This is a genomic window from Streptococcus sanguinis (genome assembly GCF_026781265.1).
Classification (GTDB): domain Bacteria; phylum Bacillota; class Bacilli; order Lactobacillales; family Streptococcaceae; genus Streptococcus; species Streptococcus sanguinis_T.
The window spans coordinates 105,502-120,087 of record NZ_JAKUVC010000007.1; the positions used below are offsets into that span (position 1 = coordinate 105,502).

Here is a 14,586-nt window from a genome sequence, read left to right on the forward strand (position 1 = left end):
AGTTACCTTTCTAGTTCCTTTGCTATTGTCAAAGCGATAGTGAAAAAAGTCATGGCACAGCTGTCCGCTCTTCATGGCGGGCATCCCAGATTCGGTTATGATGATCCACATAGTCAGCTGTGTAGAAGAACTGATAGACTTTACTCTTGCGAAATTGACTCCAAGCCATGATAGCTGAAGCTTCCATGTCCACCACTTTGGCTCCAGCAGACAAGCGACGCTTGACCTTATCAGGCGTTTCCCGATAAAAGGCATCAGTCGTCCAAGACTTAGTACGGATATGCTCGATATCGTGCTTGTCAAAGATAGCTTCCAGCTCGACCAGCAGAGACTCGTTATAGGCGACTTCATCACCCGGTGGGGCATAGTGATAGCTAGTCCCTTCATCTCGCAATGCGGCCGCAGGCAGGATGATTTTATCCGCCTCAATTGAGTGATCCAAAACGCCACAGGAACCTAAAATGATGAAATTCTTGAAGCCTCTGGCTGCCAACTCCTCCAGCTGGCCGACTATCATGGGAGCTCCAATCGGAGCCAACATAACTGCTAGATTGCTAGGACCTTGGCGGTAAATATACCATGGATGCTGCCCATTTATGCTTTTCAAATAGCCTCCTGGATAGACTTCTTCTGACTCAATCAAACGTTTCAGAATTTCGCCGTTAAAGGATAGGATGATGGTTTCACACACTTCACCCTTATCAATAATCTGCCTATCTGTTGGCTCAATAACTCCAGCTACATCTTCAAATTCCTCTAATAGCATAAGTTCTCTTTCTTTAAGGCTTCAGCAAATCCACCTTCATCTTTTCTATGCGGCGCAGCTTGGTCTCATCTTTTTTGGCTTCACTGATATAGCGAGCCCATTCGCGCTGGTGGCTAGGCGGTAGTTTGGTAAAGCGCTCCTTGGCGGGACCGTCTAAGCCTTCTTTCAGCTCGAGGATTACCTGGTTCAAAATAGCATCTGATAAATCTGACATGTCGGTTCCTCCTGTCATATTTTACTTAGATAACCTTGCCAACCTTTTCTAAAGACTTGATGAATGGTGGCTGGCTTCACGAGCATGCTCTAGCTTGTCTAGATAGTATTCCCGTTTCTCCTCTACCTCGTGAATGGTTGGCTCGTCTTTCTCACCGTGAACACGGACAATCTTAGCTGGTACACCAACAACTGTCACATCACTTGGAACATCCGCCACTACAACTGCACCAGCTCCAACCTTGGCTTTCTCGCCAATCTCAATTGGTCCAATGACTTGAGCATGGGCAGAGACCAAGGCACCTCGACGCACGGTCGGATGGCGTTTACCTGTATCCTTGCCCGTCCCGCCTAGGGTCACACCGTGGTAAAGCATGGCTCCCTTCTCCACAATGGCTGTTTCACCAATCACCAGGCCACTGCCATGGTCAATGAAGACACCCGACTCAATCTGAGCGCCAGGATGAATCTCAATCTGGGTCCAAAAACGCCAGAATTGACTGTGCATGCGCGCTAACAGCTTGAAGCCGTGCCGCCATAAAAAATGCGAGAGGCGGTGGGCCGCCAAAGCTTTAATGCCCGGATAGGTTAGCAAGACTTCCAGCGACGTTCGTGCCGCCGGGTCATTTTCTTTTACAATATCAATGGATTCCTTCCACCAACCCATACTAGCCTCCTTCCTTCTCTAAACAAGGAGAGACGAAAACTAGGCTCGCCTCTGCCGATTTTTGATGAGGTCTACAGGGATAAGCGACCTCTTATTCTTCTGTTTTAGGACTTTCTTGATGGTCTTTGTGACCTTTGTGCTCCTTGCGCGGATGGTGCCCCTTGTCATGATGATGTTTTGGCTTATCAGACTTTGGTGGACGCGGCAGCAATACTTTCATGGAAGCATCTACCCGGCCTTTGGCATCAATCTTGATCACCTTGACATCCACTTCATCACCGATTTGTACGACATCTTCGACATTGTTGGTCCGAGTCCAAGCTAACTCTGAGATGTGAACCAGTGCATCTGTCTTGTCAAAGAGATTGACAAAAGCACCGAATTTCTCAATCCGAACAACCTTGGCATGGTAAACTTCATCCACTTTTGCTTCGCGGACCAAGCCAGCAATGATTTCCTTAGCACGATTGATTGCATCTTGGTCGCTGGAGTAGATGGATACATTTCCTTCTTCATCAATATCAATCTTAACACCGGTCTCAGCGATAATCTTGTCGATGGTTTCCCCACCTTTACCGATGACAATCTTAATCTTGTCCACATCAATCTTGATAGTGTCGATTTTCGGAGCAGTTGGAGCCAACTCAGGACGTGGAGCCGGAATCGTCGATTCAATCAAGTCCAAAATTTCAAAGCGGGCTTTCTTAGCCTGAGCAAGAGCTTCTGTCAGGATTTCCGCTGTAATTCCTTCAATCTTGATATCCATCTGCAGGGCGGTAATCCCTTCGCGAGTACCAGCCACCTTAAAGTCCATGTCACCAAAATGGTCTTCCAAACCTTGAATGTCCGTCAGAACCGTATAGTTGCTGCCATCTGAAATCAAGCCCATCGCAATTCCGGCAACCGGTGCCTTAATCGGCACACCACCAGCCATCAGAGCCAGAGTGCCCGCACAGATAGAGGCTTGAGAGGAAGAACCGTTTGACTCCAATACTTCTGCTACCAGACGGATAGCGTAAGGAAACTCTTCCAAGCTAGGCAAGACTTGCTCCAAAGCACGCTCCCCAAGAGCACCGTGACCAATTTCACGACGGCCAGGAGCCCCATAACGACCTGTCTCACCGACGGAGTATTGCGGGAAATTATAGTGGTGCATGAAGCGTTTCTTGTATTCTGGATCCAAACCGTCCACAATTTGCGTTTCGCCCATTGGTGCCAAGGTCAGGACAGACAAGGCTTGGGTTTGCCCGCGAGTAAAGAGACCAGAACCATGCACGCGTGGCAGGTAATCCACTTCCGCATCCAGCGGACGGATTTCATCAACCTTACGACCGTCAGGACGGACCTTATCTTCTGTAATCAAACGACGCACTTCCGCGTGCTCCATTTGCTCCAAGATTTCAGCCACATCACGCATGATACGGTCGAATTCTTCGTGGTCCGCGTATTTCTCTTCATAAACTGCTGTGACTTGGTCTTTGACGGCCTGAGTTGCGGCTTCACGCGCCAGCTTTTCTTCTACCTGAACAGCCTTTTGCAAGTCGCTGTTGTAGGCTGCGACAATCTCTGCCTGCAACTCTTCATCAACATGCAGCAATTCTACTTCTGCTTTTTCCTTGCCGACTGCTGCGACAATTTCTTCTTGGAAGGCAATTAATTCTTTGACCGCTTCGTGCCCTTTGAGAAGAGCTTCCAGCATGATATCTTCAGACAGTTCCTTAGCTCCGGATTCTACCATGTTGATGGCATCTTTAGTGCCAGCCACTGTCAGTTCCAAAAGTGAAACTTCTTTTTGTTCCTTGCTAGGGTTGATGATAAATTCACCATCTACATAGCCGACCTGAACTCCTGCGATAGGGCCGTTAAAAGGAATATCTGAGATAGAAAGAGCCAGAGAGCTACCGAACATAGCAGCCATTTGAGGCGAAGCATCTTCGTCATAAGAAAGAACTGTATTGATAACCTGAACTTCATTGCGGAAGCCTTCCGCAAACATAGGACGAATTGGGCGGTCAATCAAGCGGGCAGTCAAAGTCGCATCTGTTGACGGACGGCCTTCGCGCTTGTTAAAGCCACCAGGATATTTCCCAGCCGCATACATTTTTTCCTCATAGTTGACCTGCAATGGGAAAAAGTCTCCCGTAGCCATCTTTTTGGACATGGTTGCCGCAGTTAAAACTGTACTTTCTCCATATCGAACAACGGCGCTGCCATTTGCCTGCTTTGCAACCTGACCTGTTTCAACTACCAGCTCACGACCTGCAAAAACGGTTTTAAAAACTTGTTTTGTCATAAAGACTCCTTGCCGAGCATATGCTCAAATTTTTTAATACGCCTTGGCTACAAAGATCAAGATACTAAGACCGTTAAGCAACTCTAAGAAAAATAGGAAAGCAAACGACGGAGCGACTGCTCCTAGATAGATTTATCTTTTTTTACAAAAAGCCTAGGACGTGTTTAGTTAGCACTGTGACTTTAAAATCATGGCCTTAGTAGCTTATTATATCCTCATCTTTGTATCAAGCACGTACAGACCTTATTTTACCACAATTTCAGGCAAAAGAAAAAGACTGGAAATGGCTTTTTTCTATAAAAGTACTGAAAATCTATTTTTCTTTTCTATAGCTGATTATAGTTGGCTGTCAGAGTTCGTTTTTCCCTTTCGATTCGTCAAATAGGATGGAGGTATAGCCACTATTCACTTTTCAAAGAGAACTTCTTGCTTTATAATAAATACAATGACTCATTTCAAACATGTAAAGGAGACAATCGTGCCAGAACATCAAACAGTTGAAAAGAAAGATTTTTTCTCGCTCCTTGCGACAGCCTTAGTCAGCTTTGCAGGCATCTTATCTGAAACCAGTATGAATGTAACCTTCCCGCATCTAAGTAAGGTCTTTGGGTTAGGATTGGGAACGCTGCAATGGATTACGACAGGGTATTTACTAGCAGTGGCTATTACAATTACTTTAGGAGCAACCTTAGCCCACAATTGGAAAGAGAGAACCATCCTCTTTACTGCTTTGGCCAACTTTTGCTTGGGCACACTGATTGCCATGTTGGCTTCAAGCTTTCCCATCTTGATGATAGGGAGAATCCTGCAAGGAGGCGCTACTGGATTAGCCATTCCTTTGCTCTTTAACTTAATTGTTGAGCGTGTTCCTAAGCAAAAAATCGGAACCTACATGGGCTTATCTGGGATGGTGGTCAGCCTAGCACCAGCAATTGGGCCGACTTACGGTGGTTTTATGATTAGTCGTTTTGACTGGCATATGATTTATACCTTTATTCTTCCTATCCCAATCATTTCCTTTATTCTTGGCTTTTTCTTTTTAAGAAATTCCGAGAAGTCTAGGAAACGAGCCTTTGATCTTCTCTCATTTCTCCTCTTAGCAAGCTCACTCGTCTTTGCCATTGTAGCCATCTCTAGCTTAGAAGAAGGACATATTAATTGGCTCTATCTTGTTCTCTACCTACTTCCACTAGCTTGCTTTATCTATCGGAGCTTGAAAATCGATCATCCATTCTTAGATATTCGGATTTTAAAGCAACCAACGGTCTTATTGGCTATTTTACCCTTCTTTATTTTTCAATTTATAAACCTATCGGCTAATTTTCTGATTCCCAACTTCCTGGTCATAGAAAAAGACATTTCAACAGCTCAGGCAGGCTTTTCACTGCTTCCAGGAACCATGATCGGAGCCTTTCTTTCTCCTCTCTTTGGCAAACTCTATGATAGAAAAGGCCCTAAACCAACCCTTTTTACAGGAAATTCTCTTCTTTTCCTTGCTGTATTCTTGCTCCTTATCTTCACAAAAGAACTCACCTTAACAGCTGTTATTGCGATTTATATTTGCTTTACCTTGGGGCGAAACATGGCCTTCAATAACACACTTGCTCTAGCCACGACTCAAGTTGATAAAGGAAAAACTGCAGATACGACCGCGCTGTTTCAACTGGCCCAGACCTTTGCGGGCGCTATAGGTACTGCAGTCACAACTGTCATCGCCAATCAAGCTCCCAATATGACAAAAGGAACTCAAAACGTCTTCACTCTTTTATTAGGCTTGGTTATCTTCGTATTCTTATCTTATCTACTGCTTTTTAAAAAGATTGCCACAAAGGAACTTTGACTTTTATCCTTGACCTGATAAACATCTAAAAAATACTGACTTATCTTTCTCTCCCAAAGACATTTTGCGGGATTTTTTGCTATACTATTTCTATATACGACAAAAGGAGTAGACTATGGAACAAAAACATCGTTCTGATTTTCCGGAAAATGAACTCTGGGACCTAACGGCCCTTTACCAAGACCAAGAGGACTTCCTGCGAGCCATCGAAAAGGCCAGAGAGGATATCCAGAAATTCGTCCGTGATTACCAAGGCAAGCTTAGCACTTTCGAAGATTTTGAGCAGGCTTTTGCTGAGTTAGAGCAGATTTATATCCAAATCAGCCACATTGGCAACTACGGCTTTATGCCACAGACCACTGACTTTGGTGATGAGAGCTTTGCGCAGATTGCCCAAGCAGCCATGGAGTTTGAGACCGAGGCCAATGTCGCACTCAGCTTCTTTGATGATGCCCTGGTCGGTGCAGACGAGGCTGTCTTGGAAAAACTAGGCCAAGAGCCCCATTTGACCTCAGCCATTCGCCAAGCTAAAATCAAAAAAGCCCACTATCTGGGAGCGGATGTCGAAAAAGCCTTGACCAATCTAGGCGAAGTCTTTTACAGTCCACAGGATATTTACACCAAGATGCGGGCCGGTGACTTTGCCATGGCTGACTTTGAAGTAGACGGCAAAGTTTACAAAAATAGCTTTGTCACCTATGAGAATTTCTATCAAAACCATGAAAATGCAGAAATCCGCGAAAAAGCTTTCCGCTCTTTCTCTGAAGGCCTTCGTCAGCACCAAAACACTGCTGCAGCTGCCTATCTGGCCCAAGTCAAGTCTGAAAAATTGCTGGCTGACATGAAGGGCTATGACTCTGTCTTTGACTACTTACTGGCAGAGCAAGAAGTAGATCGCTCTATGTTTGACCGGCAGATTGACTTAATTATGAACGAATTTGCCCCAGTAGCTCAGAAATACCTCAAGCATGTCGCTAAGGTAAATGGACTTGAAAAAATGACCTTTGCCGACTGGAAGCTGGACTTGGACAGCGAGCTCAATCCCGAAGTCAGCATTGATGATGCCTATGACCTCGTCATGAAGTCAGTCGAGCCACTCGGACAAGAGTATTGTCAAGAAGTTGCCCGCTACAAGGAAGAACGCTGGGTCGACTTTGCGGCCAATGCCGGAAAGGACTCTGGAGGCTATGCTGCTGATCCTTATCGGGTCCACCCTTACGTTCTCATGAGCTGGACTGGTCGCATGAGCGATGTATATACTCTGATTCACGAGATCGGCCACTCTGGTCAGTTTATCTTCTCTGACAATCACCAGAGCTACTTTAACGCCCACATGTCCACCTACTATGTGGAAGCACCGTCTACCTTTAATGAGCTCCTGCTCAGTGATTATCTGGAAGGCCAGTTTAATAATCCTCGCCAGAAACGCTTTGCCCTGGCTCACCGTCTGACGGATACCTACTTCCACAACTTCATCACTCACTTGCTGGAAGCTGCCTTCCAACGCAAGGTCTATACTTTGATTGAAGAAGGCGGAACCTTCGGTGCAAGCAAACTCAACGCTATCATGAAAGAAGTCTTGACGGACTTCTGGGGCGATGCCGTTGAAATCGACGACAATGCTGCCCTGACTTGGATGCGCCAAGCCCACTACTACATGGGACTTTACAGCTATACTTACTCCGCAGGCTTGGTCATCTCTACCGCCGGCTACCTACATTTGAAAAATGACGAAAATGGTGCCCGTGACTGGCTTGAACTGCTCAAATCTGGCGGCAGCAAAACTCCGCTTGAGTCAGCCATGATTATCGGAGCAGATATTTCGACAGATAAACCACTCCGCGACACCATTCAGTTCTTGTCAGACACAGTTGATCAGATTATTGCTTACAGCGAGGAGTTAGGGCAATAAAGAATAAACAAAATCAGCTTGAAGATTTGCTTCAAGCTGATTTTTAAACAGTTTAATAAAAATAAAGAGACCCAAAAAAGTGGAAATAAAGTAAAATATAGGCACTAAAACAAGCGATAAATATAAGCCATCTTGTCCAGTACTGTGATTTAGTATAATTCTTCATTCGCAGCAGCCCGATGAAAAACCAAATCAGACTCCAAAAAACCAGTCCTAAAATCTGAGGAGCACAATAGGAAATCAAGAGCAAAATTGGAATCAACAAGGCTAATACTAGTATGATTCTTTTTTGCGTGATCTGCTCTCTAGGAATCATCCACCCTACAAAGAAACACAAAACTGCTGGAGCGATGAATGGTGTAAAAATCATAAAGACAAATAAAAGATGTTTTAGAAACTCAATCATTAACATTACTTCATTCCCATCATGTTTTAAATAACCCGGCTCCCTAACGAGACCCATTGAAAAAAATACTTCTACTTATTATACCTTAAAAAGTGAATTTTCGAACAAATTTTTTAAATTGACTCCTTATTGTTACAATCGCAATAAAAAAGACTGCTCCAAAACAAGAGCAATCTCATTTTAAAACAGGCCTATATAACCGTAATCTTACTTTATCCCAAGTCTGCCACAATGGCTTTAATCTGCTGGGCTGTATGGACACCCGCTAACTGCTTGACGACCTGACCGTCTTTTTTAAAGATCAAGGTCGGGATAGACATGATGCCAAAGGCGCGTGCTGTAGCTGGATTTTCATCCACATCCATCTTGACAATCTTGAGCTCATCTTCTGATAACTCTTCAGACAGTTTGTCAAGGATTGGCCCTTGCATCCGACAAGGTCCGCACCAAGTCGCCCAAAAATCAATCAGCACCAAGCCGTCTTTCGTTTCTTGCTCAAATGTTGCATCTGTGATTGCTTTTACCATTATTTTTCTCCTTTATTCTTAGTCAAACTTTGTCAAATCCTGCTTCATCAGGAAAAAGAAGACATCACCGTAAGTACCCTGGTAGTTCAAATCATGGCCTTTATAGGTCAACTTTTTAACTGAGTAATAATCTGCCACTCCAATCAAGCAGGCCTGCTGAGACTGCTCAAACTCCTGATAAGACTCAAAAGTCATCTTCCGCTCCTGCTTGACAGCATCCAAATATGTGATTTCAATCATAACTTCTCCTTTTCAAAACTACTCTTGTAATTTTTATTTTATGATTATATTGTAATCCCTTTTGTTACATCTGTCAAATAAAACGACTTGGAGAAATCAATTCACTTTTCAACCAACTCACCAATTTCCTAACAAACAAAAAAGCCTCCCATCGGAAGACTTTCCCATATAAATAAGAAAAACCAGGCTCAATGCCCCTTGTGCTTATCCAACCGTTTTTGCTGTTTGAGTTCGAATTTCCTTTTCTTAGCCAGTTCTTTCTGCTGCTTGCGCTTGACTCGAGCAATTTTCTTTTGCTCTTCAAACTGCAACTTCAGCGCTTCCTGAGACTTTGAAGACCGTGAAGCCATCTGCTCCTTTTTAGCCTGTCTCTGCAGGCGTTTAGGACTGACTGACTTAGTCTTCTCCTTCACCCTGATGCTAGGACTAAACTTCAACCGATGATAATAACGGTTTAGAAAATCCAACAATTCCTGCGTACTAGGCTCTGCACCAAAGGTGACTCGGCAAACTCTATACGATTGAGCATATTCCTGCTCGAAAAGACCGTGCCAAAATCCCTCTTCAAAATAAACTGTCAGCGTCATTGAAATCTTATCCATGACAGCACCTCCTTTAAAAATCCCTAAGAATGGACAACCAAGGAGGAAGGTTACTGACAAAAAATGGATTTTTTGCGTCTGGACTACCAACCAGAACTGTGTTTTTATCTTAGTAGCTACAGTTTAGCAAGATTTTCTAAAAAACTCAAGGTTATCGGAATCTCGCTTAGATGACTGAATTGGATTTTCTTGTATGAAAGGTAGAAAAATCAAAAAACAAGAAAGCTCTCTTCTTGTAAAATACATTCATTTCCGCTATAATACTACAAATACTGAAAGGAGAGAACTATGAAGTATATTTGGGCTTTCTTAGCAGCCTTGTGCTTGGCTGGACTAGGTCTTTTCTTCTGGCACTCCCAGATCGAACCGAATCCTACCCCTTCTACGCCAGAAATCACACAGACAGCTTCTAGCGAGAAGAGCGACAAGCAGCCAACTCCAACAGAAGATATCGTGTCTGAAGAGTACAGTGTTTCATACGATGACAAGCAACTCTACGGAAAGATTACTGCTCCTCGTGACTACAAGAGTAAAAAATTGCCGACTATTGTTATCGCACATGGATTCAACAACACCCTTGAGCAATATGAAATGTACAGCCAGCTGCTGGCAAAGCAAGGTTATCTGGTTTACAGCTTTGATTTCTACGGTGGCAGCCGCCAATCGAAAAGCGGTGGACAAGATATGCTGAATATGTCAGTCAAGACCGAACTCACAGACTTGACTCAAGTCATGGAAAAGCTTCGTTCTGAGGCCTTTGTAGATAAGAGCAAAATGAGTTTATTCGGTGCCAGCCAAGGCGGTGTCGTTGCCAGTCTCTATGCTGCTGCTTATCCGGACCGCGTGCATAAACTCATGCTTATCTTTCCAGCTTTCGTTCTTTTTGACGTTGCCAAGGAGACTTATCATGAGCTAGGGAGCCCTGACTTCGATCAACTTCCAAACAGCCTGACACACCACAATACTACTCTGGGCAAGATTTATCTGATCGATGCCTTAAACATTGACATCCAAGCAGAGCAGGCCAAAATCACGGCTCAGACCCTCATTATCCACGGCACTGATGATTCAGTCGTGCCCTACCAGTATGCGGTCGAAGCGAGTCAGATTATTCCAAATGCAAAGCTGGTCACTGTGGAAGGTGGGGAGCATCGCATCGACGAAAGATTTGCTATCACTGCCGCTCCTGCCATCCAAAAATTCCTGAAAGAGTAAATTTGCTGATAGAAAAAGTTCTTCTAAAATAATAGAAGGGCTTTTTTGGACAACAAAAAGAGTCTGACTGAGTTAGAATCATGACTAAGGAAAAGCCCTCTGAATCCAGAGGGGGTGATTTGTGCTCGGACTAAGATCCCAGTGAAAAAGAAAAAGCACTCTACAAATAAGAGTGCTCCATTCTTGCAGGATAAAATGTTTCTAGACAAGGCGACGAGCCGAAGATTGTACTAAAATTCTCTTGAAAAATCAAAAATCTCCCCTAAGGGAGAAGATCTGGTTTATTTTACCTTGCAGTGCTAGGAACCGTAACCGAAGATAATACTTGAGTATATCGAGGTAAGGTGACGAGGCAATGTAAGTGGAAAATAAAGCAGATTAGCGACGAAGTCCAAGAGAGTTAATCAACTCACGGTAACGGTTAACGTCGTTCTTACGAAGGTAAGCCAAGAGGTTACGACGGCGACCGATTTTCTTCATCAAGCCACGGTAAGTAGCGTGGTCTTTTTTATGTTGTTTGATGTGGTCGTTGAGGTGGTTAATTTCCCAAGTAAGGACAGCAACTTGTACCTCTACTGAACCAGTGTCACCTTCGTGACGTGCGTATTGTGCAATGATTTCATTTTTTTTCTCTTTTGAGATTGCCATGATATACTCCTTTTCTTTACGCTTCATCCGAGTGACAGGTTTGGCATGGCCTGCAACCAAGAAGAAGTTATTTGTCTTTACGACATACTTATTCTACCAAGAAGGTCTACCTTTGTCAAATGATTCTGTTTTATCTCTCTTGTATAAGAAATTCAGAATCTTTCAATCACAATTCAACTCCGAAGATTTCTAAAGAAAGCATTTCTATCTCGGTCAGTCTCCGCCATTCTCCAAGAGCCAATGCTGGATCCAAATGTAGGGGCCCCATCGTGTGGCGCTGAAGATCTGTAACTTCTTTTCCACAGGCGGCCACCATGCGCTTGACCTGGTGGAACTTGCCCTCAGCTAGGGTAATTTCTACGAGAGAGGTCTCTTTTTCCTCATCCAGCTCTAGAATCTTGAGCTGAGCTGGCTGACAGGTGAAGTCTTTCAGTTCTATTCCTGCAGCAAAGCGCTCCTCATCTGCTTGGTTCATCAGGCCTGCCACTTGAGCTTGGTAGATTTTTTCTACGTGCTTTTGGGGTGACAGCATGGCATGGGCTAGCTTGCCATTATTGGTCAGAAGGAGCAGGCCGTGGGTATCAATATCCAAACGGCCGACAGGAAAGACTTCTTTCTGACGGGCAGTCTCGTCCAGCAAGTCCAGAACCGTCTTATGACGGTCATCCTCTGTCGCCGAAATGACTCCCTGCGGCTTGTTGAGAAGGTAGTAAACGAATTTTTCATAGGTCAACCTTTGGCCAGAAACAATAATCTCATCTGCTGTCTCATCAATCTGAGTCTTAGGTAATTTCTCTGCTCTGCCATTGACCAAAACTAACCCTTTCTTTAGGAGCTGCTTAACCTGGGCGCGTGAGCCCAGACCATTTTCTGCTAAAAATTTATCCAGACGCATCGTATAACCTCCTAGATTCTTGGAGCTATTCCGCTCTTTTCTTTGCTAAATCTTAGAACAAAGAGCGAGGTCAGAATCATAGCCAGCCCCAAAACGCTGAAAATAAAGGCTGGAGCGTTGGAGAATCTCCCAATGAAGCTGAGGACAAAAGTAGTGGCCGTTGCTCCGATACTGCAGCCTAAAATCACGATAGAAGTGGCTTGATTGAGGAGGTGGGCGGAAATACGCTCTGACAGGGTGTAAAAAATGGTCGTCAGACCGACACTATAGACAAAGCCAGCGCTGATAGTAGCCAAGCTGAGTGACAATAGATTAGGTGAGAAGCCAATGATAATCTGAGTCAGGCCAAAAACCAGACCAGAAAGCATCAGAAGTTTATCTCTAAAAAGACGGGTCAAACTAGCAAAGCTGATGCCCGCTGCAATCCCAATCAACTGCATCAAGGAAAGAATCACGCCTGCAGTTTGGGCCGTCCCCATACCAGACTTCTCTACAATTCCCGGCACGCGCACATTGATGGCAATATAAGTCAGCACAATGACCCCCGCCACAAAGGCAAAAGCTAGACTCAGCTGCCAATCCTGCCGGCTTAGCTTGGGAGTCAATTCAGACTGCTCGTGCTGCTTTTCAGAGACCTTGTCATAAGGGACAAAAAGCAGATAAAGCGCTAAAACCACTAGTCCGAAGGTATAGACGAGAAAGGCAGCCTGCCAGCCGAGAGGAAGAAGCCGACTGACGCCAAAAGTCAAGAGGGCTGTCCCGACTACTTCTGCTGATCCCCTCAGTCCTAAAAGCCGGACGCGTTCCTGTCCCTTGTAGCGCTCGCTAACAATCGAGATAGCCTTGGCATTGAGCAGACCGATTCCCATCCCAAAGACAAGCCGAGAGGCAAACATAAGCCAGTAAGACTGATTAAGAAGAGGAAGAAGCCCGCAGAGCGAAAAGATCAGAAGTCCGCTCACAATCATCTGACGCTCTGTCAGGTATTTTTCAATGACCCTATTAAACAGCAACATCAGCATAATCCCAGCCGAAGGCAAAGAAACCAGAAGTTCTACCCAGCTTTCTGGAATCCCTTTATAAAAAGCAAACATGGCCGACTGGGCACTGGAAATCGAAAAAGCCGTAGTCAGAATCAAAGAAAGCGAGAGGATACTCACCTTTTCCATCAATTTTTTCATTCTATTTTCCTTTAAAATTCACACTACCTCTATCATACAGTTTTTTGGGTCAAGACGCAATTTCTTTGTCAGGAATATTATGGGGCGCTGTCGCTCCATTCAAAAAGCAGGCACCAACAGCTATCCAAAAACCGCTCCCTCCTTTATTTCTGGCTTGTTTTATGTTATGATGAAGGATAGAAAAAGGAGAGAATCATGTCTATGAGTGAAAAAACATCTGTTATTGAACGATTAACCAAACCAGCCCATTTAATTGATATGAAGGACATTATCCGCGAGGGCAATCCGACCCTGCGCGCTATCGCTGAGGAAGTCAGCTTCCCTCTTTCTGACCAGGACATCATTCTGGGAGAGAAGATGATGCAATTTCTCAAGCATTCCCAGGATCCAGTCATGGCGGAAAAAATGGGGCTTCGCGGCGGTGTTGGTCTAGCTGCTCCCCAGCTGGATATTTCCAAACGGCTCATCGCTGTTTTAGTTCCCAACCTTGACGACGAAGAGGGTAATCCGCCTAAGGAAGCTTATAGTTTGCAAACACTGATGTACAATCCTAAGATTGTGGCCCATTCCGTTCAGGATGCGGCTTTAGCTGATGGTGAAGGCTGCCTGTCAGTCGATCGAGAAGTACCTGGCTACGTGGTTCGTCATGCGCGAGTGACAGTGGATTACTTTGATAAGGACGGTCAAAAGCATCGTATCAAGCTCAAGGGCTATAATGCCATCGTTGTTCAACATGAAATCGACCATATCAACGGCATCATGTTCTACGACCGCATCAATGAAAAAGACCCGTTTGCAGTCAAAGACGGCATGTTAGTGATTGAGTAAATAACTTGTATAACATTATCAAAAATACCTAGATAGAAACTATCTAGGTATTTTTTCTATTCTAACTATCCCGTCTCCAGAAAATAGCCAAGAGGATAACCGCTCCTAGCACTGATGGAACAATAGCTGTATCAGCAAGCATTGGTCCCCAGTTGCCAAAAAGAAACTGACCGACCAAGGAACCAAACCAACCCAAGAGGATCTTTCCGATACAGCCCATGCGCTCCCCGCGGCTGGTAATAGCCCCGGCGATAAGGCCGATGATAAAACCGACAAACATACTACCAATCATATATTCCCCTTCTTTCTATATTTCTAGCAAGGCTTCTCAAGAAGCAAGTGGAAGCTGTCAT

At 44.6% G+C, this 14,586-nt stretch carries 15 protein-coding genes and 1 pseudogene; 4 read left to right on the forward strand and 12 right to left on the reverse strand.

The genetic code is table 11. The annotated features are described in order from the left end of the window. Nucleotides 1–2: 2 nt before the first annotated feature. The 4 genes and pseudogenes from MK370_RS08875 to pnp form a co-directional block, all read right to left on the reverse strand. A pseudogene (locus MK370_RS08875) lies at nucleotides 3–766 on the reverse strand (nucleoside phosphorylase). Between the two features lie 13 nt (nucleotides 767–779). Further along, nucleotides 780–998 carry a YdeI/OmpD-associated family protein gene (locus MK370_RS08880; protein WP_268684976.1) on the reverse strand — a complete coding sequence of 73 codons (219 nt, stop codon included), beginning with the start codon at nucleotides 996–998 and terminating at the stop codon, nucleotides 780–782. Between the two features lie 30 nt (nucleotides 999–1,028). After that, entirely contained in the window at nucleotides 1,029–1,646 is a 618-nt protein-coding gene (gene cysE, locus MK370_RS08885) for a serine O-acetyltransferase (RefSeq protein ID WP_002899011.1), read from the reverse strand. Between the two features lie 91 nt (nucleotides 1,647–1,737). Continuing rightward, the gene (pnp, locus tag MK370_RS08890; RefSeq protein ID WP_268684977.1) at nucleotides 1,738–3,939 is read right to left on the reverse strand and encodes a polyribonucleotide nucleotidyltransferase; all 2,202 of its coding nucleotides are present in this window, start codon (nucleotides 3,937–3,939) and stop codon (nucleotides 1,738–1,740) included. A gap of 478 nt (nucleotides 3,940–4,417) precedes the next feature. On the opposite strand from pnp, the gene MK370_RS08895 reads away from it, so the two are divergent. Continuing rightward, nucleotides 4,418–5,779: an MFS transporter gene (locus tag MK370_RS08895; protein WP_268684978.1), complete on the forward strand. Its 1,362-nt coding sequence runs from the start codon at nucleotides 4,418–4,420 to the stop codon at nucleotides 5,777–5,779. Nucleotides 5,780–5,894: 115 nt separating this feature from the next. Then, nucleotides 5,895–7,691, forward strand: a complete 1,797-nt coding sequence (gene pepF, locus MK370_RS08900) for an oligoendopeptidase F (protein ID WP_268684979.1) — start codon at nucleotides 5,895–5,897, stop codon at nucleotides 7,689–7,691. 52 nt (nucleotides 7,692–7,743) lie between these two features. Here pepF and MK370_RS08905 read toward each other — a convergent pair whose 3' ends face one another. From MK370_RS08905 to MK370_RS08920, 4 genes are all read right to left on the reverse strand, one after another. Then, nucleotides 7,744–8,154 (reverse strand): hypothetical protein, encoded by a 411-nt coding sequence (locus tag MK370_RS08905; RefSeq protein ID WP_268684980.1) that lies wholly within the window; start codon nucleotides 8,152–8,154, stop codon nucleotides 7,744–7,746. A gap of 155 nt (nucleotides 8,155–8,309) precedes the next feature. Continuing rightward, entirely contained in the window at nucleotides 8,310–8,624 is a 315-nt protein-coding gene (gene trxA / locus MK370_RS08910) for a thioredoxin (protein ID WP_268684981.1), read from the reverse strand. Nucleotides 8,625–8,642: 18 nt separating this feature from the next. After that, complete coding sequence (locus MK370_RS08915; protein ID WP_268684982.1) at nucleotides 8,643–8,864, reverse strand: DUF4649 family protein; 222 nt, start codon at nucleotides 8,862–8,864, stop codon at nucleotides 8,643–8,645. A gap of 188 nt (nucleotides 8,865–9,052) precedes the next feature. Further along, a complete protein-coding gene (locus MK370_RS08920) occupies nucleotides 9,053–9,466 on the reverse strand; it encodes a YjdF family protein (protein ID WP_268684983.1) in 414 nt (137 codons plus the stop codon). Nucleotides 9,467–9,754: 288 nt separating this feature from the next. Here MK370_RS08920 and MK370_RS08925 point away from each other — a divergent pair, with 288 nt between their 5' ends. Further along, the gene (locus tag MK370_RS08925; RefSeq protein WP_268684984.1) at nucleotides 9,755–10,681 is read left to right on the forward strand and encodes an alpha/beta hydrolase family protein; all 927 of its coding nucleotides are present in this window, start codon (nucleotides 9,755–9,757) and stop codon (nucleotides 10,679–10,681) included. Between the two features lie 378 nt (nucleotides 10,682–11,059). Here MK370_RS08925 and rpsO read toward each other — a convergent pair whose 3' ends face one another. The 3 genes from rpsO to MK370_RS08940 all read right to left on the reverse strand — a co-directional run bounded on the left by rpsO (nucleotide 11,060) and on the right by MK370_RS08940 (nucleotide 13,405). After that, a complete protein-coding gene (gene rpsO, locus MK370_RS08930) occupies nucleotides 11,060–11,329 on the reverse strand; it encodes a 30S ribosomal protein S15 (protein ID WP_004193424.1) in 270 nt (89 codons plus the stop codon). Between the two features lie 166 nt (nucleotides 11,330–11,495). Continuing rightward, entirely contained in the window at nucleotides 11,496–12,224 is a 729-nt protein-coding gene (locus MK370_RS08935; protein ID WP_268684985.1) for a pseudouridine synthase, read from the reverse strand. 11 nt (nucleotides 12,225–12,235) lie between these two features. Beyond that, nucleotides 12,236–13,405, reverse strand: coding sequence for an MFS transporter (locus tag MK370_RS08940; RefSeq protein WP_268684986.1), 1,170 nt, complete (start codon nucleotides 13,403–13,405; stop codon nucleotides 12,236–12,238). 195 nt (nucleotides 13,406–13,600) lie between these two features. Here MK370_RS08940 and def point away from each other — a divergent pair, with 195 nt between their 5' ends. Continuing rightward, nucleotides 13,601–14,233 carry a peptide deformylase gene (gene def / locus MK370_RS08945; RefSeq protein ID WP_268684987.1) on the forward strand — a complete coding sequence of 211 codons (633 nt, stop codon included), beginning with the start codon at nucleotides 13,601–13,603 and terminating at the stop codon, nucleotides 14,231–14,233. 61 nt (nucleotides 14,234–14,294) lie between these two features. Here def and MK370_RS08950 read toward each other — a convergent pair whose 3' ends face one another. Continuing rightward, nucleotides 14,295–14,525 (reverse strand): GlsB/YeaQ/YmgE family stress response membrane protein, encoded by a 231-nt coding sequence (locus MK370_RS08950; protein ID WP_111675276.1) that lies wholly within the window; start codon nucleotides 14,523–14,525, stop codon nucleotides 14,295–14,297. Nucleotides 14,526–14,586: the final 61 nt, after the last annotated feature.

Bases quoted from the DNA above. Each gene is read 5' to 3' on its own strand.
- MK370_RS08935 (WP_268684985.1), bottom strand. From the start codon at position 12,224: ATGCGTCTGGATAAATTTTTAGCAGAAAATGGTCTGGGCTCACGCGCC.
- cysE (WP_002899011.1), bottom strand. From the start codon at position 1,646: ATGGGTTGGTGGAAGGAATCCATTGATATTGTAAAAGAAAATGACCCG.
- MK370_RS08880 (WP_268684976.1), bottom strand. From the start codon at position 998: ATGACAGGAGGAACCGACATGTCAGATTTATCAGATGCTATTTTGAAC.
- pepF (WP_268684979.1), top strand. From the start codon at position 5,895: ATGGAACAAAAACATCGTTCTGATTTTCCGGAAAATGAACTCTGGGAC.
- MK370_RS08915 (WP_268684982.1), bottom strand. From the start codon at position 8,864: ATGATTGAAATCACATATTTGGATGCTGTCAAGCAGGAGCGGAAGATG.
- MK370_RS08920 (WP_268684983.1), bottom strand. From the start codon at position 9,466: ATGGATAAGATTTCAATGACGCTGACAGTTTATTTTGAAGAGGGATTT.
- MK370_RS08925 (WP_268684984.1), top strand. From the start codon at position 9,755: ATGAAGTATATTTGGGCTTTCTTAGCAGCCTTGTGCTTGGCTGGACTA.
- rpsO (WP_004193424.1), bottom strand. From the start codon at position 11,329: ATGGCAATCTCAAAAGAGAAAAAAAATGAAATCATTGCACAATACGCA.
- MK370_RS08905 (WP_268684980.1), bottom strand. From the start codon at position 8,154: ATGGGTCTCGTTAGGGAGCCGGGTTATTTAAAACATGATGGGAATGAA.
- trxA (WP_268684981.1), bottom strand. From the start codon at position 8,624: ATGGTAAAAGCAATCACAGATGCAACATTTGAGCAAGAAACGAAAGAC.
- def (WP_268684987.1), top strand. From the start codon at position 13,601: ATGTCTATGAGTGAAAAAACATCTGTTATTGAACGATTAACCAAACCA.
- MK370_RS08950 (WP_111675276.1), bottom strand. From the start codon at position 14,525: ATGATTGGTAGTATGTTTGTCGGTTTTATCATCGGCCTTATCGCCGGG.
- pnp (WP_268684977.1), bottom strand. From the start codon at position 3,939: ATGACAAAACAAGTTTTTAAAACCGTTTTTGCAGGTCGTGAGCTGGTA.
- MK370_RS08940 (WP_268684986.1), bottom strand. From the start codon at position 13,405: ATGAAAAAATTGATGGAAAAGGTGAGTATCCTCTCGCTTTCTTTGATT.